This window comes from Arthrobacter sp. 135MFCol5.1 (genome assembly GCF_000374865.1).
Classification (GTDB): domain Bacteria; phylum Actinomycetota; class Actinomycetes; order Actinomycetales; family Micrococcaceae; genus Arthrobacter.
On the sequence record NZ_KB895474.1, the window covers coordinates 18,732 to 35,948 of the forward strand.

The following is a 17,217-nucleotide window of genomic DNA, read 5'->3' on the forward strand; positions in this document are numbered from 1 at the left end:
AAGCTGGTCGGCCAGTACGTTGGGAACGGATCCTCAGGCAAAAACTTAGAAAGCCATGGACGGCCTAAGGCGCGACAACCCTGCAGTGGTGCCCGGCGCAATCCGGACCCTAAAGCGAACAGCGTCTTCGTGCAGAAGAGAAAGGGGCGCAGATGTCCCAGAATCCCAAACGGCCCGCAGGGCCGGTCAGCACACCCGTCCACGAAGTCGTCGCCAGCCTGGAAGCCCAACAACTTGCTCCAGCACTGCCTGACGGTCAGGTCTCAGATCCCGTCGACTGGTCACGGGACTTCCCTCGGTTCAGGAGAGTGAAAGATCGTGAGGTTTCAATACCAGGCACGGCAGCCAGCGTTCCTTGCCGCATCTACAATGAACCAACCCGCGCTGCCGAGGCAGCCATCGTTTGGGTGCATGGTGGCGGTTACCTGTTCGGCGACCTAGAGATGCCAGAAGCGCACTGGGTTTCTCTGGAGCTGGCCTCCAGGGGCGCCGTCGTTTTTTCGCTCGACTACCGGAAGATGATCGAGGGACAACATTTTCCAGCAGCGTCTGATGACGTTCTTACAGGATGGAACTGGGCCTGCCAGCACGTTGGCCAGTTTGGGCTTTCTCCCGAGAACCTTCAAATCGGCGGTGCCAGTGCCGGGGCAAACCTTGCTGCAGGCGTAGCAAAACGATTGACTGACGGGGCTGGAACACCACCGGCAGCCTTGGCGTGTGCATACCCGTTCATGCACCCCGAGCTCCCAGCCTGGGACGGCGCCGAACTCGAGCTTGTTACGGAGCGGATACTGGATCCCTATCTACTCCCGGCGGACAGCGATGAGCTCTATCGATACTACGCGGGCACTCCTGAGGTCATGAATGACCCCTTTGCGTTCCCTGCCAATGGCGACCTTTCAAAGCTTCCCCCGACCTGGGTCCTGACGTGCGAACTGGACATCCTTCGAACTTCCGGAGACGCATTCGCTGACGCTCTCAAGGGAAACGGCGTGAGCGTTCGCCTGGACAAGCTCGCCGGGGTCGAGCATGCAGCGCTGAACAAACCGCTTACACCCGGTGGCCAAGAAGCAATCCAACGACTCTCCGAGTGGGTGTTCGAGACGCGGGGCCCGGGGTGTCCTCCCCGGAACAGGCTCCACGCGGAAGACCGTAAATCCGGACCAGCCATCCACTAGAGCATTACTACAAGAAAGGACCTCAATGGGAGACCTGCTTTTCCCCGACAATTTCCTCTTTGGCGCCTCCACCTCTGCCCACCAGACGGAGGGCAACAACCTGAACTCAGACTGGTGGGATTTTGAACTGGCGGAGGGAACACCCGTTTTTGAACCCTCGGGTGACGCCTGCGATTCCTACCACCGTTACCCCGAAGACATAGGCCTGGTCGCCGATTTTGGCTTGAATGCCTACCGCTTCAGCATTGAATGGGCCCGGATCGAACCGTCGGAAGGCCGCTTTTCCAACGCTGAACTCGCGCACTACCGCCGCATGCTCGAAGCCTGCAGGGCCCGGGGCCTGACTCCGGTCGTGACATTCCATCACTTCACCCTTCCCCGCTGGCTTGATCAGCAGGGCGGATTCCTCTCCCCCAAATTCGCGGAACTCTTTGAACGCTACTGCGACCGCGCCGCCCGGGCCTTGGGGGATCTCATCGGCTGGGCCTGCACCATAAACGAGCCGGAAGGAGCAGGTGATGCCGGATGGGTAGTTGGTATTCACCCACCCGGAATTAAAGGTGACCACGACTCCATGTGGCGAGTGGTGAACAATGTCATGGATGCACATAAACGAGGTGCAGCCGCGATCCGGCGCCACACTGACGCCCCAGTCGGCGTCACGTTAGCCTTCCAAGACATGCAGTACGAAGATGGAGCCGTGCCTGGGCACACGCCCTGGGAGGACAACGCACGAGTCAGCGAGATGTTCCTCGAAGCATCGGCAGATGATGAATTTGTCGGGCTTCAGACCTATACGCGTCTCAGGTTCGGACCCGAGGGAGAGCGTGGCCCCGGTCTGAAGTCGGACAAGAAGAACGGACTCGTCGAGACGCCGATGACCACCATGGTGGGCTGGGAGTTCTACCCTCAAGCTCTGGCGGGAACCATCCGGCGGACTGCAAAACTCAGCGCCGGCAAACCAATCCTGCTAACAGAAAACGGAATTGGGACAATGGAGGACGAAAAGCGCATTGCTTTTATCGACCATGCCCTGCGGACCGTTCACGAATGCCTTGCGGAAGGCTTTGACATCCGTGGCTACATGTACTGGACTTTGCTCGACAACTTCGAATGGTCGGGCGGATTTGAGCCCAAGTTCGGTCTGGTCGCCGTGGACAGGACAACTTTTGAGCGGAAACCTAAGCCGAGTGCCTATTGGTACGGCAACGTGGCACGGTCGAAGGCGCTACCAGCCGGGGCGGTCCAGTGGCCCCCGGTTCCGGTTCCGTCTGCCGCACCAGCTACTTGAGCAATTCACTGAAAGCTACTATCTGGCCAATGGAAATCCTTTCATGAGTACCGATGCATCGCCCGAACACAGCCGTATACCGTCGGGGCCACTGACTCCAGCCCCCATCGTGGTGATGGGCGTCTCGGGAGTTGGCAAATCCAGTGTGGGATCGGCGTTAGCCAGCCTGCTTAAGGTTAGGTTCGTGGATGCAGACAGCCTTCATCCGTTAGCCAACGTGCAGAAGATGGCCGGTGGTATTTCTCTGACCGACGAGGACCGATGGCCGTGGCTGAGGGTCGTGGGCCTGGCCCTGGCATCAGCCTCAACTGAGGGAATTGTGGTAGCTTGCTCGGCCTTGCGAAGGGCGTATCGTGATGAAATTCGTCGACAAGAACCGGGAACGCTGTTTATCTTCTTGGAAGCCGATGGCACGTTGTTGCGGGAGCGCCTTACGCAGCGCCCTGGGCACTTCATGCCGGCTTCACTGCTGGACTCCCAACTTGAGACACTGGAACCTTTGGAATCTGACGAAGCGGGGCTAACGATAGCTTCGGCGGGGGGCATTGATGCAACTGCCAGAGAAGTTTTTCACCGACTGGCCGGCCCTCTGTTCAAGGCGTAAGGAGACTGCAGTTCATCCGCGCCCGGAGATGCGTGCAGGTGCAGGCTCCCTGCAGGGGCCTTGGCTGGGTGCGGCACTTTGGGCCGCTGCACCAAAGTGCTGTCACAGCCGGAGCTCATTTGTCGGCCGTGGATGCCCCTGGGCCTTTCGTCATATCTGCTTTTCCTTGTCTGAGTCATAATTCCTCCCAAATCGAAAGGATGCTCTATGAATGCCGAGGAACGACTGGCCAAGTTGGAACACGAACTGTTCCGAATCAAAGCGGGCGACGACATCCAGAATCTCATGGGCCGTTACACCGTGAATCACACCCCTGCGACAATCCACCAAGCCATCAACTTCTTTGCACTTGAACTCCCCGACGTTTCCGCGGAAATCGGTGATCGGGGGGTCTTCGTAGGTGAGGCGGGACTGCGCGAACTCTTTGTCGGCAGGTTTACCATGGAACCCGTAGGTAACCTGCTGGTTCATTACCTCACGACCCCCATGATCCAGGTGGCGTCGGACGGAAAGAGCGCGCGCGGCGTATGGCGGTCACCGGGCGTTGAAGCCGTACGACCCCAGGACGGCGGCCAACCCGTGGCCCTCTGGTCATTCGGTGCCTATGCTGCAGACTTCGTCCATATCGGAGGCGAATGGAAGATCCATCACCTGCAGTGGTTCAGGACGATCAAGTCTTCCTTTGCCGAGGGCTGGGTTAACGACCTGTCGATGACCCATACAGGTCAGATAGGTGACAGCCCTAATGTCAGACCTGTCACCTATCACAACCCTTACACGCCCGAGTCGGTTCAGGAACCTGTCCCGCCTTGCCCGCCGGCCTACGACACCCACGACGGATTCGGTTGGGCGACCATCCCTCAGCAGGCAGCCAACGCCGCGCAAGCAGGCCCGAGCCGATAACCGGGGAAAGCCGCGTGAACGACACCCCGGGACTGCAACTCCCCGAACACGTCCTATTTTTGACCTCGGTGGTACTTCGACTGCTGCATCAACGGCTTGGTGAGCTCATCGGCTGGCGGGCACCGACGAGCCCGAGCGCTGCGCCGTGGAGAGAGGGTTGTCGGTGTCCGCCCCAAGGAATCAAGGGTGAACACGAGCCGATGTGGAAGTCGTCGCGAACGTCCGTAACACGCACAAGCGGGCTGCAGCGGCCATACGTTGCCACTCCGACATCTTGTTAGTGTCACCCTGGCCTTCAAAGACATGCTCGCACGCACTACAGGCCACGATCTTCGCGTCCCGATTGGCGGTAGGGCAATCGTTGAAACAGCATTTAGTCGAAGGGCTGTTGCATCGCGCCATCGAGTCCGTACAGCGTACAGATTCCCGGCCATTGACTTTAAGCCATTCTCGACAATCTCCGCACGACTGGATCCACGGATCAAGACCCTTCCAGCGGCCCTAACCCGGGGCCCCGACCGGTTCCTCCGATTCAACCCTCCCGAGAGGGGAAACATGCCCACCGAAATCATCCAACTTAGCCATATCCTGGACCATACGACTGTAAACGGTCCCGTGTCGGCTCCCTTCAGCCACAGCCTCCCGCATCCGCACACGCCGTTCGACCCGGATGCCCCACTCACCGCGGGAACAATCACCTCCGCATCCGACGCTATCGGCATGGGTGACCACACGGGCACCCATGTGGACTCTCTTTCCCATGTGGCTGAGGGAGGACTGCTATGGGACGGCACAGACGTCCGTGAAGCCGGAGTCCAAAGCGACCAGGCCGGCGTTCTGGCCAAAAACCCGGAACTGCAGCCCATCGTTGCACGGGGAGTGCTACTGGACTTTCCCGCCCTGCGCGGGGCTGCCCTCCCCGCAGATACACGCCTAACCCCCTATGACCTGCAGGAATGCGCTTCCGCGCAGGGAGTCGAGCTTCAGGACGGCGACGCGGTGCTGCTGAGGACGGGATGGGACGGACTGTACGCACAGCCCGAACAATTTCTCCGCCCGCCCTTCCCTGGTCCCGAAATTGAAGCCGCAAAATTCCTTGGCGGGCTGCGGGCGAGTGTCGTCGGTTCGGACACGATGGCCTTTGAGGCCGCCCCCGCTGTTGTTCCCCTCGCTGTCCACGCCGAACTGATAGTCCGAAACGGCATTCAGATCATGGAGATGCTGAATCTTCGGGAACTGGCCCGGCGCCGCATCTACACCTTCACGTTCGTTCTTGCGCCGCTGCGAATCAGCGGCGGTACAGGCTCTCCGGTGAATCCGCTGGCACTTATTGATTGAGTGGACAGCGCCCTCTGATGGTCTCTCACAGAGAGGGCGACTAACGTTAGTGCCGCCTGCTGCTCGTTCAGCAGGCGGCACTAATGTTTAGACCAGCACCGGGGCGGTGGCAAATTTTAGGACACGGCTTCAAGGATCTGGCGGGCAGAGTCCCGCTCTTCTTTGGTGAAAGCTACCTTCCAGAGCAGTGAGCGAAGCGTCTCGCTCTCTTCTGCAGTCAGGCTGTCAAGTGCTTCTGCCGTTGCACTGGCGACAGCGGATGCGGCGGCGGCATTGAGCTTTTCTCCCTTGGCCGTAGCGACGAGGACCTTCAAGCGGCGATCGCGGGGATCTGGACGGCGCCGCACAAGCTTTTGGTTCTCCAGCTCGTCAATGAGCGGAACAATTTGGCTGGGATCAAGGCTGAGAAAGTCCGCCAGTTCCCGTTGCGTAGGTTCCAGTCCCTGGCAGGCCAGTGACAGGACGGAGTAGGTGCGCACTCGCAGGCCGAACTCCGCAAGCGCTGCGTTTGCCTTAGCGGATCCCATGGCCCGTGCACGAGCTGCCAGGAACTCAACGTTCGCCGCAAGATCCGAGTTCAGCAGTCTCGTAGCTTCACGGGCAGCTGGAGCATTATCGGGACCGGCGCTCATATACGTCCTCCATGGGCCCCGATAGCGTCAGGGTCCGTTCCGTTCGAACTCTCAATGCTTAATGGTCTCATGCAATGGACTTCTCGCTGATATAGGCTCGGGTCACGGAAATATCTTTATCGCCGTGACCGGCCTCGACGAGCTGCGTAAAGGCCTGGTGGAGATAGCGCAGCTGTCCGGCGTCCACGGCAGCGCTGGACGCTGCGTCCTGGGCGGCGGCAAGATCCTTCACCATGAACTTGGCCATGCCCGAGGGCGTGTAGTCCTCCTCGGCGAAGCGCCGGGCCCGGGTTTCCAGTATCCGGCTTCCGGCGTAACCTCCTGAGAGCAGCTCCAGGAGCTTGGCGACGTCGATGCCGGCACGGTGCGCAATGACAGATGCTTCTCCAATGGCCATCACTGTAGCGGCAACTATCAGTTGGTTGCAGGCTTTGGCAACCGATCCTGCGCCCAGTGGGCCTAGCAGTACGGGTCTGCCGCAGGCCCGCAGAACGGGTACGGCCCGGGCGTAATCCTCCGGGTCCCCACCGGCCATGATGGACAGGTTACCGGCGACGGCGCCTTCCTCCCCGCCGCTGACCGGCGCGTCGATGGTGCGCAGGAGGCCGCCGGTCAGTTCATCTGCCCGGGCGGCAACCCGGCGTGCGTCCCCGGCAGAGATGGAGGAGCAGATGACCAGCGTGGCCGGTGCGGTGATGCCGGCAGCGATGCCGTCGGGTCCACTGAGGACCTCGAGGATCTGCGGGGCATCGCCAAGCATGAGAATGATGACCCTGCACTCCGCCGCCAGTTGGCGGGGCGAGGGGGCCCACGCGGCTCCTTGGTCAATCAGGTCCTTGACCCGGTCGGGGGACCGGTGGTGGAGTGACACGGCGGCGCCGGCTTTGAGGAGGTTCCGGGCCATGGGCCCGCCCATGATTCCGACGCCGATGACGCCCACACGCCCAGTGACTGTGGGCGTGCGGGCGGGATGGCCTGCGGTCATGACCGGACGTCGCTCTGTTGGCGGGTCAGGCGGGCCTGGAATTCCGACTTCGTGAGGACGTCGCGGTTGACAACGAACTGCGGGGCGCGGGACTCAATGGCGTCAATGACTGCACGGACGGCGCTGCCGCCGTTGCCCAGGGACATTTCATCTGTCCAGGCGATTGAATGGGGCGTGAGGATCACGTTGTCCATGCCGATCAGTGCGCTGTCCGTGCTGAGCGGTTCGGTTTCAAAAACGTCCAGGGCCGCTCCGGCAATCGTGCCGCTCCGGAGGGCATCGATCAGCGCGGCTTCATCGACGATCGGGCCGCGTGAGACGTTCACGAGGCGGGCTGCGGGCTTCATCTGTGCCAGGAAGTCGCTGTTGATCAGGTGGAATGTTTCGTCGGTGAGGACGGCCATGACGACGACGACGTCCGATGCCGCTGCGATGTCAGCGATGCCGGTCAGGCGGACACCCAGGGCTTCTGCCCTTTCCGGCGGGCAGTAGGGGTCGTACGCGATGACTGTGGTACCGAAGGGCTTGAGGAGTTCGACCAGGTCTGTGGAGGTGTTGCCGAGGCCGATCAGGCCGATGGTGGTCCCGGTCAGACCCCGGCCCATCCATTCGGTGCGCCGGTCCCATTCGCCGCGGCGCAGCAGCCGGTCTTTAGCGCCGAGGTTATGCAGGCTGGCCAGAATCATGGTCAGTGCCGCGGTTGAGACGGGGCGGCGGGCACCGTCGGGGGTGATGGTGACTGCGACGGAGTTGGCGGTGCAGACAGGAAGGTCCACGGAGTCGTAGCCGACCCCGAAGCGTGCCAGCACCAAGGGCGGCTCTGTGACTCCTGCGAAGGTGTTTTTGGTGACGGCGGGGGCTGCGAAGATGACCCCGGGCCGGCCCTCGATCTGTCCTGGCGTCAGTTCGGCGGTGTTCTCCTCCAGGTATTCCCAGGCGATGCCGGCGGCTTCGAGTGCATCGAGTCCGATGTCTCCCCACACGTTGTTGCCATCGGCGTCAAGAAAATCGCGGGACACTCCAACTGGTCTGTGCATGGTGACTTCTCCTAGAAAACGGCGGTCGGGTTGACCGGTGACCCGGTGCCTGTGGGGATATTCAGAGGGGTGACGGTGAAGAGGAACTCGTACCTGCCTTCTTCACGGCAGGCTTCCGACAGGGCTTCAAGGTGCAGGTTGTCCAGCAGCGGAACGCCCATGGCGGTGATAGCCAGGATGTGGATCGGCGAGTGGATTCCCGGCGTGGGGGACGGCCTGACGTCACTGTCACCGTCGGACCCGAGCAGGCTGATGCCGCGTTCGGCGAGCAGGGGCATGGCTTCGGTGTGCAGCCCAGCGCTGGCGTCGGAGGAATCCCAGGCGCCCAATGCCTCCCGCCGCTTCATGTGGCCGGTGCGGAGCAACACGGCGTCGGCGGTGGAAATTTTCACGCCGAGCATATCTTCGGCCCTTAGCAGGTCCTCGCGGTAGATCGGTTCGCCCGGTTCCAGCCAGTCGACGTCCTTGACGACCGGCATGTCCAGCAACACGCCACGGCCGATAAAGGGGCCAAGATCGGCGACCGTACCGAAGTGGGCACCGCTGGTGTTCACGACCTCGGAGGCGCTGTTGCCGTTGAAGAGCTCACCGCGGTAAGCGATGTGGCTTAAGGCATCAAGGTGGCTGACGGCCTTTCCGTGGTAATCCACGGCGATGAAGTCCTTGTTGGTCGACGGTTCGGGCGCTTCCTTGTCCCCGAGATCGGTCATGTGGTGCAGCGCCGGCTTGTGGTTATCGGGACCGGGCACGGTGTTCCAAGGCAGTGCCGTGGTCACTGTCCGGCCTGACGACACCAGTGAGCACGCTGCGGTGACGTGTTCGGGCAGGACCCGGTTGTACGCGCCGCGGCCGGCGTTGGTCCACATGCCCCAGTTGGAGAGTTCTGTGAACAGGTGATCGAACGTCGCACGGTCAACGGTGCGGGTCTGCACCGGAGGGCGGGCGGGGTTTGTCAATGAGGTGGCTTCTTCTGGAACTGGTGGGCAAACCACGGTGTTCACCTTTCTGAAGGACTTGATGGCGCCTGGGCGCCCGGGGCGACTGGGTGAAGCCGGGCGTGCCGGTCAGCGACCAAGCCCGAGGAGGCGGACGGCGTTTTCTTTGAGGATCTTGGGACGGACTTCGTCCTTCAACGGCAGATCCGCGAACGCGCCGAGCCATTTCTGCGGAGTGATAAGAGGGAAATCGGTGCCGAAGAGGACCTTGTCCTGAAGATAGGAGTTGGTGGCCTTCACGAGGGATTCCGGGAAATACTTTGGTGACCAGCCGGAGAGGTCGATAAAGACATTGGCCTTGTGCGTGGCTATTGAGTTGGCCTCGTCCTGCCACGGTACCGACGGGTGGGCCATGATGATCTGAAAGCCCGGGAAGTCGGCGGCGACGGCGTCCAGCAACAACGGGTTAGAGTAGGCCAGCTTGATGCCATACCCGCCCGGAAGGCCGGCGCCCATGCCGTTCTGGCCGGTATGGAAAACGGCCGGCAGGCCCAGTTCCTGCAAGGTTTCCCACAGCGGGTAGAACCGTTCATCGGACGGATCGAAGCCCTGCAGAGACGGGTGGAACTTGAAACCGCGGGCACCCAACTCCAGGGCCTGGTGCTTGGCTCGTGCGATCGCGTCTTCCCCCGTGCGGGGGTCAACACTGCCGAACGGGATGAGGACATCGTTGTTTCTGGCGGCGCCGGCGATCAGCTCCGGGATGCTGTTGGGTTCGTGCTTGAGTTGGGTACGGGCATCGACGGTGAAAACGACGGCAGCCATGTTCTGTTCGCGGTATACCTCGGCGATGCGGTCCAGGGACGGGGTGCGGTCTTCGGCCTTGAAGTACTTCGCGGATGCCTCGGTGAGGGCGTCCGGGAGGGAGCCGTGGCCGCAGCTATCCACCTCCAGATGGACGTGCATGTCGATCGCGCTGATGGCCCCAACGTCGATGCCGGGCTCGTAGCGGGACACTTCAGCGCGCTCCCGCGGTCTCGGTCGGTTGCAGCTCCAGCGGCAGGGGAAGGAACTTTTCGCCGATGCTTTGCTGGTGGGCGCCAATGACCTCGGCTCCACGTTCCTGCAGCGCCTCGTAGCTCCAGCCGCCCTCGCGGTATTCGGTAACCGCCGGTTCAGGATGCGTCCAGACCTGCAGCCGGTCCCCGCCGACCCCGATGACCTGTCCACTGATGGACGCAGACTCATCCGAGGCGAGGTAGGCGATGATCCCGGCAACATCGTCGGGCGTGCCAAATCCGAGGTCGTGGCGGAAGAAAGCCGGCATAACCTCGCCCCGCTCCTCCGCCTCTACCGCTTTCTGAAAGTACGGGACGGTTTTTGTCATCGCGGTCGCGGCGACAGGGACGACAGTGTTGACGGTGACCCCGGCTTTTTTCATCTCCAGCGCCCAGGTGCGGACCATACCCACAATGCCGGCCTTCGCCGCGGCGTAGTTGGTCTGTCCAAAGGTTCCTCGCTGCCCGGTGGGCGAACCGATAGTGATGATTCTGCCGGGGATGTTGTTTTCTTTGAAATATGCAAACGCCTCGCGGACGCATGTAAACGTGCCCTTGAGGTGGACGTTGATGACAAGGTCGAAGTCTTCGTCTGTCATCTTCAGCAGGCTTTTGTCCCGCAGGATGCCCGCGTTGGTTACGAGGATGTCGAGCCGTCCAAACGCCTCTACTGCGCCGGCCACCAGAGCTTTTGCCGCGTCTGTGGTACCCACCGGTGCCACGACAGCGACGGCCTGTCCCCCGTCTTCCCGGATCTGGTTGACAGCGGCTGCAGCGGTTGCTGCGTTCACATCGTTGACGACGACCGATGCCCCGTGCCGCGCCAGCTCCCGCGCATAGGCAAGGCCAAGGCCCTGTCCGCTCCCGGTGACGATTACTACTTTCCCGTTCAAGCTCATGGCCCGCTCCCTTGCTTTCTCCATGGTTTAGTTCTGTAACCACACTCCATGAGAGGGTAGATCATTGATAAAGTCAACCATTAACTCTCTCATCCGAAACCCATTGACTTTCTCAACAATTTGTTCTCTCATTGACTTGTGAATGACACGGGACAGGGAAGTCCGGGGAAACGGCATTGGGTTCGGCGGTTGATGCGGGCCGTAATCGATTCCTGGGCCCCTGTCGTCATTGCGGGACCTGCCGGAGCAGACGGCCCTGGAAACGGGCAGCGCTTGTTGTTGTTTGAACTGGCCGGAGGTCCATACGTGGCAATAACTGCGGACTTCTGTGCAGATACGTCGGATGCTGGCCCTGCCGTGTCAGGCCCGGCATCCGCGACCCCTCATGTCGACCAGGAAGTTGAAGGCAACGAATGAGAAACACCCTCCAGTTATGTCCACGACAACCTGGTTATTGACGGCGGCCGCGCCCCCAAGCAGGGGACAACCCGCAAGAGAATGCGCCCAGCACCCGCTGCCCGTCATAATGGGCCCCAAATCATCCACATCCGTTTCTAAGTTCACAACGTCCAACCATCCAACCTTCGATGGAGATCCACCGCATGACATCCCAGACCGGCACAGCTGTTTCCTTGCACCACGTCGCCCTTTACGTCAGCGACCTGGAAAAAACTCGCAAGTTCTACACCGAGGTCATCGGCATGGAGGAGATCCCCCGGCCGGCCGACTTCGTGTTCCCCGGGGCATACTTCCGGCTCGGCACCGCCGAAGTCCACGTCGTCGTTGAAACCGAACACGGTCGCACTGCAGCCCTGTCCCCGGATTGGTCCGTTGAAGAGGTGCGCACCGGATACAGTGTGCACTTCGCTCTGAAGGTCGACTCACTTGATGACGTCCGCGAAAACCTGCGCCGCCACAGCGTAATCCCGGTCGGCGGCCCCCGCATCCGCGCCGACGGCGTCGAGCAGATCTACGTTGCGGATCCTGACGGCTACTTCATCGAGTACATCTGCTGGCTTGACCCGGAAACCGCCACCCGCCGACGTGCCGAACTCGAGGCATCCGGCGAAGCCGTTCCGGTCGCGCCGGGGCACTAGAACCAGGACCGCAACGTGACGCTCTTTGATCTGACCGGACGGATCGCGCTTGTCACCGGCAGCAGCCGGGGCATCGGCAACGCCATCGCTGCCGGCCTCGGCCGCGCCGGAGCGACCATCGTCCTCAACGGTGTCGATAAGGCCCGGCTGGAAGCCGCCAGGGAAACGCTGCAGCAGGAATTGGGCCCGGGAAAGGTGCTGGCCTCGGCTTTTGACGTCACGGACGCCGCCCAGGTCGAGGCCGCCATCGGGGACATTGAGTCCAGCCACGGACCGATAGCGATTTTGGTGAACAACGCGGGGATCCAGCGGCGCGTGCCGCTGCTGGACCTCGCTCCGGAGGACTGGGACCTGGTGTTGGCGACCAACCTCACCAGCGCCTTCCTGGTCGGCAGGGAGGCCGCCCGGTACATGACCGCCCGAGGGCACGGCAAAATTATCAACATCTGCTCCATCCAGGCAGAGCTTGCCCGCCCTACGATAGGTGCCTACACCGCATCCAAGGGTGGCCTGCGGAATCTCACCCGTGCCATGACCGCCGAGTGGGCAACCAGCGGAATCCAGATCAACGCGATCGCCCCGGGCTACATCCACACGCAGATGACCCAGCCTCTGGTCGATGACGAAGCCTTTAACTCGTGGGTGCTCGGGCGGACTCCAGCCGACCGCTGGGGAACCCCTGAGGACCTCATCGGCCCGGCCGTATGGCTGGCCTCCGACGCTTCCAACTACGTCAACGGACAAACCGTCTTTATCGACGGCGGAATGTCCGTCGTCGTCTAATAGACCCGAAGGACACCCCATGGCGACCCCAATCACCGGTGGCACGCGCGCCGTTGTCGCCCACTCCGCTGGAGACCTCCGTGTCGAACAGCGCCCCGTGGAACAGCCGCGCCCTGACGAGGCGATCATCCGGATCGCCTACGGCGGCATCTGCGGCTCCGACCTGCACTACTGGACCCACGGGGCAGCCGGCGAATCAATTCTTCGTGACCCCATGGTCCTGGGCCATGAAGTCGTCGGGACCGTCGCCGTCGCCGCCGCCGACGGCAGCGGTCCTGAACCCGGCACGGCCGTCGCCGTGCATCCTGCCACTCCGGGCGGAAGCGGCGCACGGTATCCGGCTGACCGGCCCAACCTCTCCCCTGCCTGCACCTATCTGGGAAGCGCAGCCACCCGGCCGCACCAGGACGGTGCCTTCGCCGAATACGCAGTACTGCCGACCCGGATGCTGCGGGTGCTTCCCGCGGCGATGCCTCTGCGTACCGCTGCTCTCATCGAGCCGGCAAGCGTCGCTTGGCACGCGGTTAGCCGGGCCGGAGACATGAAGGGCGCCAGGGCGCTGGTCATCGGCAGCGGCCCCATCGGCGCTCTCACCATCGCCGTCCTAAAAAGGGCCGGCGCAGCCGAAATCATTGCCGTGGACCTTCACGAAAAGCCTCTGGACATAGCCCGGCAGCTTGGAGCCACCCACACGATCAACGCCCGGGACGCCGAAGCCGCAGCGTCCGTGGAAGCAGACGTGACCATCGAATCCTCCGGAAGCCCCAAGGGATTGGCCTCAGCGTTGCGCGGCACAATGCGCGGCGGCCGCGTCATCATGCTTGGCCTGCTCCCCTCCGGAGACCAGCCGGTTCCCATCTCACTGGCCATTACGCGCGAACTTGAACTTGTTGGCTCGTTCCGTTTCAACAATGAAATTGACGAGGTAATCGCCGCCCTTGCCGACGGCAGCCTGCACATCGAACCCGCCATCACACATGAGTACCCGTTCGAACAGGCCCTGGAAGCATTCAGCGTTGCCAAAGACGCGCAAATTTCCGGGAAAGTCCTACTCCGCTTCTAAACCGTCCGGGCACCCCAGCCATCCTCCAGCTCACCATCCACGTCAAGGAGACCCAATGCCGTCCACAGTTGTAGACTTCGACACCCTGCTCACCCTCTCCGGTAAAGACCTCGGCGTCACCGATTACCGCGAAATCTCCCAGCAGCAGGTCAACCTGTTCGCCGACGCGACAGATGACTACCAGTGGATCCACGTGGACCCCGAACGCGCCAAGGACGGCCCCTTTGGTGCCCCCATCGCCCACGGCTTCCTTACCCTGTCCCTGATCATCCCGTTCTGGGGCGAGCTGTTCGACGTCGACGGCGTCACCACAAAGGTCAACTACGGGCTGGACAAGGTCCGATTCACCTCGCCCGTTAAGGTCGGCTCCAAGGTCCGCATGAAGGGCGGGATCGCGGAGGTCACCGAGGTCAAAGGCGGCGCACAGATCAAAGTCAACGCCACCATCGAGATTGAAGGCCAGGAACGACCCGCTGTCGTCGCCGAATTCCTCGCCCGCTTCTACAAGTAGGAAACGGCGGAGGGCCCTTAGGCGCTGGCCGCGTGACCTGTCACCATCACTTCCACCAAAGGACGGTACCTTCATTGCAGCAAGGTACAAGGAGGAACCTTGCATAACTTCGGAGTTGGCTCCTGGCTGCACCGACGCATGTCAAAGAGCGGAACCAAGCTGGCCCTGATCGCCGGTGACCGTAAAATTTCCTACGCGGAACTGACTGAACGCGCAGACAAGCTCGCCAACGCGCTCCGGCTGCGGGGCGTCCGACGCAGCGACCGGGTCGCCTACCTCGGAGAAAACGACCCCTCATTCGTCGAAACGTTCTTTGCCTGCGGCCTCCTCGGCGCCATATTCGTCCCGCTCAACACCCGTCTCGCCGCCCCTGAACTGAAATTCCAACTCGAAGACAGCGGCGCACGCCTGCTGATTAATGGCGCCGAGCTGGAAGCCCTGGCCACAGCCGCTGCCACCGGCGCTGCCGTGAACCGGCGGATCGTCGTCGGCGCCGCCCCGGAGACGGAGGCAACCGGCGTCGAGGACTACGACACCGTCTTGAAGCAAACGCCCCCCAACTTCATCGACGAAAGCATCACCCTGTCGGACCCGGGGATGATCCTTTACACCTCCGGCACGACAGGATTTCCCAAGGGCGCACTGCTCACGCACGGCAACATTACGTGGAACTGCATGAACACCCTGGTCGACGTGGACCTGAACCGCAACGACGTGGCCTTGATGATCTCTCCGCTCTTCCATGCCGCCTCCCTAGACATGGGCCTTCTGCCCATGCTCCTGAAAGGCGGAACGGTGGTACTGGAAGCAAAATTCGATCCGGGACGAGCCCTGACGCTGATCCAGGAGCACAAGGTCACCACACTCAACGGGGTGCCTACGACGTTCCAGATGCTCTGTGAACACCCCGCCTGGGCCAGCACCGACATCAGCTCGCTCGAAAAACTGACCTGTGGCGGCTCAGCCATCCCCACACGGGTGATAGAGGCCTACGAGGCCAGAGACATCGGCTTCACGAGCTGCTATGGCATGACCGAGGCCTCCCCCGGCGTCACCATGCTGCCCATTGAACGGTCCCGGGAGAAAATCGGTTCCGCCGGCCTCCCGCACTTCTTTACTGACATGCGCATCGCTGACCCGCTCGGAGCACCCGTAGCTCCAGGGGAAGTCGGAGAAATCCAGATCTCCGGACCCAACGTCATCAGCCAGTACTGGAACCGGGCGCAGGAAACACGGGACTCCTACGCCGAAGGGGGCTGGTTCAGATCCGGGGACATGGGCTATACAGATACCGAAGGATTCCTCTTCGTATCCGACCGGCTCAAAGACATGATCATTTCCGGCGGCGAAAACATCTACCCTGCCGAAGTTGAGGCAGCCATCCTCCAACTGGACACCGTGGCATCGGTGGCTGTGATCGGCGTTCCGGATGAAAAGTGGGGTGAAGTGCCCAAAGCGATCATCACCCTCCACGCAGGCTCGACCCTGACCCAGGAAGATCTGCGTTCCCACCTCGAAGGCAAGCTCGCACGCTACAAAATCCCCAAGGCAGTCGTCTTCGTCGACGACATGCCCCGGACCGCAAGCGGCAAAATCAGGAAGAGGGACCTGCGCCAGCAGTTCTCCGCATAGCGCACCGCCCTGTGAAAGCCCCCGGGTTCCTGCTGAAGGAAGTCACCTGTTGGAGTCCCGGCAGTGGAACAGGTGAACCGGCAGGAGGTCAACAAATTCCCGCACGACCTCAAACCACGAACAACTCCGCTCGACCCGTTTCCGCCCACGATGGTTCCGTTCAAGGGAATACATACAAGGGCGATCACTATATCTAGCGCACTGAAACCAGACCACTATGGCCTTCTATTGGCCCCCGTAACGAAGCGAGACACCGCCATGGCAGCACGCAAAATCATCGCCACGCAGGTGGCCATCATGGGCGCCGGCCCCGCCGGGCTGATGCTCTCCCACCTCCTCGCCAAGGCCGGCATCGAGTCCACCGTCATCGAGGTCCGCAGCCACAAAGAGATTTCCGAAACTGTCCGCGCCGGCGTCCTGGAACACGGGACGGTGAACATGCTGGTGGACAGCGGTGTTTCGGACCGCGTGCTGCGCGACGGTGACCGGCACGACGGCATCGAACTGCGCTTCAACGGCGAAAGCCACCGCGTCGACTTCAAAGAGCTGGTAGGGGAGTCCGTGTGGCTCTACCCGCAGACCGACGTGTTCCTCGACCTCGCCGCGCGGAGGAAGGACGACGGCGGCGACGTCCGCTACAGCGTCAAAGACACCACCGTCCACGACCTCGAAGGTAAGCCGAAGGTCCGGTTCACCGACGCCGACGGCGTGGAGTACGAGATCCAGGCCGATTTCCTGGTGGGTGCCGACGGCTCCCGCAGCCACTGCCGGTTCCAGATCCCGGAGGCCCACCGCAAGTGGTACTTCCACGAGTACCCGTTCGCATGGTTCGGCATCCTGGCCGAGGCTCCCCGCAGTTCCGACGAACTGATCTACGCCAACTCGGCCAACGGCTTCGCCCTGATCAGCCAGCGTACGGAGACGGTCCAGCGGATGTATTTCCAGTGTGATCCCAAGGAGAACGTGGCGGAGTGGGACGATGACCGGATCTGGGCCGAATTCCGGAGCCGCGTCAACGGGAACGGCTTCGAGCTCAAGGAGGGCCCGGTCATCGAGAAGATGGTCCTGCCGTTCCGCAGCTTCGTCCACACCCCCATGCGCCACGGCAACCTGTTCCTCGCCGGGGATGCCGCACACACTGTGCCGCCCACCGGAGCCAAGGGCCTGAACCTGGCCATCAACGACGTCAAGGTCCTCTTCGAGGGGCTGGACAGCCACTACAACTCCGGATCGGGACACCTGCTGGACACCTACAGCGACCGCGCCCTGGA

At 62.0% G+C, this 17,217-nt stretch carries 17 protein-coding genes; 11 read left to right on the forward strand and 6 right to left on the reverse strand.

What is annotated here, in order from left to right:
- Positions 1-152 precede the first annotated feature (152 nt).
- The 5 genes from C563_RS22320 to C563_RS21730 all read left to right on the forward strand — a co-directional run bounded on the left by C563_RS22320 (position 153) and on the right by C563_RS21730 (position 5,314).
- On the forward strand, positions 153-1,178 hold the full coding sequence (locus C563_RS22320; RefSeq protein WP_081624221.1) for an alpha/beta hydrolase: 1,026 nt from the start codon (positions 153-155) through the stop codon (positions 1,176-1,178).
- 25 nt (positions 1,179-1,203) lie between these two features.
- Positions 1,204-2,469, forward strand: coding sequence for a glycoside hydrolase family 1 protein (locus tag C563_RS0120200; RefSeq protein WP_018763895.1), 1,266 nt, complete (start codon positions 1,204-1,206; stop codon positions 2,467-2,469).
- Between the two features lie 43 nt (positions 2,470-2,512).
- Positions 2,513-3,073: a gluconokinase gene (locus tag C563_RS0120205; protein ID WP_018763896.1), complete on the forward strand. Its 561-nt coding sequence runs from the start codon at positions 2,513-2,515 to the stop codon at positions 3,071-3,073.
- Between the two features lie 207 nt (positions 3,074-3,280).
- The gene (locus C563_RS0120210) at positions 3,281-3,976 is read left to right on the forward strand and encodes a nuclear transport factor 2 family protein (RefSeq protein ID WP_018763897.1); all 696 of its coding nucleotides are present in this window, start codon (positions 3,281-3,283) and stop codon (positions 3,974-3,976) included.
- Between the two features lie 555 nt (positions 3,977-4,531).
- On the forward strand, positions 4,532-5,314 hold the full coding sequence (locus tag C563_RS21730; protein ID WP_018763898.1) for a cyclase family protein: 783 nt from the start codon (positions 4,532-4,534) through the stop codon (positions 5,312-5,314).
- Between the two features lie 116 nt (positions 5,315-5,430).
- Here the strand turns inward: C563_RS21730 and C563_RS21735 are convergent, their stop codons facing one another.
- The 6 genes from C563_RS21735 to C563_RS0120245 form a co-directional block, all read right to left on the reverse strand.
- The gene (locus C563_RS21735) at positions 5,431-5,946 is read right to left on the reverse strand and encodes a MarR family winged helix-turn-helix transcriptional regulator (RefSeq protein ID WP_051083605.1); all 516 of its coding nucleotides are present in this window, start codon (positions 5,944-5,946) and stop codon (positions 5,431-5,433) included.
- 67 nt (positions 5,947-6,013) lie between these two features.
- A complete protein-coding gene (locus C563_RS0120225; RefSeq protein WP_043424510.1) occupies positions 6,014-6,931 on the reverse strand; it encodes an NAD(P)-dependent oxidoreductase in 918 nt (305 codons plus the stop codon).
- Entirely contained in the window at positions 6,928-7,968 is a 1,041-nt protein-coding gene (locus C563_RS0120230; protein ID WP_026265179.1) for an NAD(P)-dependent oxidoreductase, read from the reverse strand. The genes C563_RS0120225 and C563_RS0120230 overlap by 4 nt, the downstream gene beginning before the upstream one ends.
- A gap of 11 nt (positions 7,969-7,979) precedes the next feature.
- On the reverse strand, positions 7,980-8,924 hold the full coding sequence (locus C563_RS0120235; protein WP_051083608.1) for a cyclase family protein: 945 nt from the start codon (positions 8,922-8,924) through the stop codon (positions 7,980-7,982).
- Between the two features lie 108 nt (positions 8,925-9,032).
- Positions 9,033-9,869 carry an amidohydrolase family protein gene (locus C563_RS0120240; protein WP_051083610.1) on the reverse strand — a complete coding sequence of 279 codons (837 nt, stop codon included), beginning with the start codon at positions 9,867-9,869 and terminating at the stop codon, positions 9,033-9,035.
- A gap of 52 nt (positions 9,870-9,921) precedes the next feature.
- Positions 9,922-10,860: an SDR family NAD(P)-dependent oxidoreductase gene (locus C563_RS0120245; protein WP_018763904.1), complete on the reverse strand. Its 939-nt coding sequence runs from the start codon at positions 10,858-10,860 to the stop codon at positions 9,922-9,924.
- A gap of 602 nt (positions 10,861-11,462) precedes the next feature.
- Between C563_RS0120245 and C563_RS21740 the strand changes: the two genes are divergently transcribed.
- The 6 genes from C563_RS21740 to C563_RS0120275 form a co-directional block, all read left to right on the forward strand.
- Positions 11,463-11,957, forward strand: coding sequence for a VOC family protein (locus C563_RS21740; RefSeq protein ID WP_018763905.1), 495 nt, complete (start codon positions 11,463-11,465; stop codon positions 11,955-11,957).
- Between the two features lie 15 nt (positions 11,958-11,972).
- Positions 11,973-12,740, forward strand: coding sequence for a glucose 1-dehydrogenase (locus C563_RS0120255; RefSeq protein ID WP_018763906.1), 768 nt, complete (start codon positions 11,973-11,975; stop codon positions 12,738-12,740).
- Between the two features lie 19 nt (positions 12,741-12,759).
- Entirely contained in the window at positions 12,760-13,803 is a 1,044-nt protein-coding gene (locus tag C563_RS0120260) for an L-idonate 5-dehydrogenase (RefSeq protein WP_018763907.1), read from the forward strand.
- 55 nt (positions 13,804-13,858) lie between these two features.
- The gene (locus C563_RS0120265) at positions 13,859-14,314 is read left to right on the forward strand and encodes a MaoC family dehydratase (RefSeq protein ID WP_018763908.1); all 456 of its coding nucleotides are present in this window, start codon (positions 13,859-13,861) and stop codon (positions 14,312-14,314) included.
- Positions 14,315-14,413: 99 nt separating this feature from the next.
- Positions 14,414-15,946: an o-succinylbenzoate--CoA ligase gene (gene menE / locus C563_RS0120270; RefSeq protein WP_026265181.1), complete on the forward strand. Its 1,533-nt coding sequence runs from the start codon at positions 14,414-14,416 to the stop codon at positions 15,944-15,946.
- Between the two features lie 258 nt (positions 15,947-16,204).
- On the forward strand, positions 16,205-17,217 hold a 1,013-nt coding region (locus C563_RS0120275), incomplete at its 3' end, for a 4-hydroxybenzoate 3-monooxygenase (RefSeq protein WP_018763910.1).

What these genes read in the sequence shown, in the direction of transcription:
- C563_RS22320 (WP_081624221.1), top strand. Translation starts at nt 153, where the DNA reads ATGTCCCAGAATCCCAAACGGCCCGCAGGGCCGGTCAGCACACCCGTC.
- C563_RS0120200 (WP_018763895.1), top strand. Translation starts at nt 1,204, where the DNA reads ATGGGAGACCTGCTTTTCCCCGACAATTTCCTCTTTGGCGCCTCCACC.
- C563_RS0120205 (WP_018763896.1), top strand. Translation starts at nt 2,513, where the DNA reads ATGAGTACCGATGCATCGCCCGAACACAGCCGTATACCGTCGGGGCCA.
- C563_RS0120210 (WP_018763897.1), top strand. Translation starts at nt 3,281, where the DNA reads ATGAATGCCGAGGAACGACTGGCCAAGTTGGAACACGAACTGTTCCGA.
- C563_RS21730 (WP_018763898.1), top strand. Translation starts at nt 4,532, where the DNA reads ATGCCCACCGAAATCATCCAACTTAGCCATATCCTGGACCATACGACT.
- C563_RS21735 (WP_051083605.1), bottom strand. Translation starts at nt 5,946, where the DNA reads ATGAGCGCCGGTCCCGATAATGCTCCAGCTGCCCGTGAAGCTACGAGA.
- C563_RS0120225 (WP_043424510.1), bottom strand. Translation starts at nt 6,931, where the DNA reads ATGACCGCAGGCCATCCCGCCCGCACGCCCACAGTCACTGGGCGTGTG.
- C563_RS0120230 (WP_026265179.1), bottom strand. Translation starts at nt 7,968, where the DNA reads ATGCACAGACCAGTTGGAGTGTCCCGCGATTTTCTTGACGCCGATGGC.
- C563_RS0120240 (WP_051083610.1), bottom strand. Translation starts at nt 9,869, where the DNA reads ATGCACGTCCATCTGGAGGTGGATAGCTGCGGCCACGGCTCCCTCCCG.
- C563_RS0120245 (WP_018763904.1), bottom strand. Translation starts at nt 10,860, where the DNA reads ATGAGCTTGAACGGGAAAGTAGTAATCGTCACCGGGAGCGGACAGGGC.
- C563_RS21740 (WP_018763905.1), top strand. Translation starts at nt 11,463, where the DNA reads ATGACATCCCAGACCGGCACAGCTGTTTCCTTGCACCACGTCGCCCTT.
- C563_RS0120260 (WP_018763907.1), top strand. Translation starts at nt 12,760, where the DNA reads ATGGCGACCCCAATCACCGGTGGCACGCGCGCCGTTGTCGCCCACTCC.
- C563_RS0120265 (WP_018763908.1), top strand. Translation starts at nt 13,859, where the DNA reads ATGCCGTCCACAGTTGTAGACTTCGACACCCTGCTCACCCTCTCCGGT.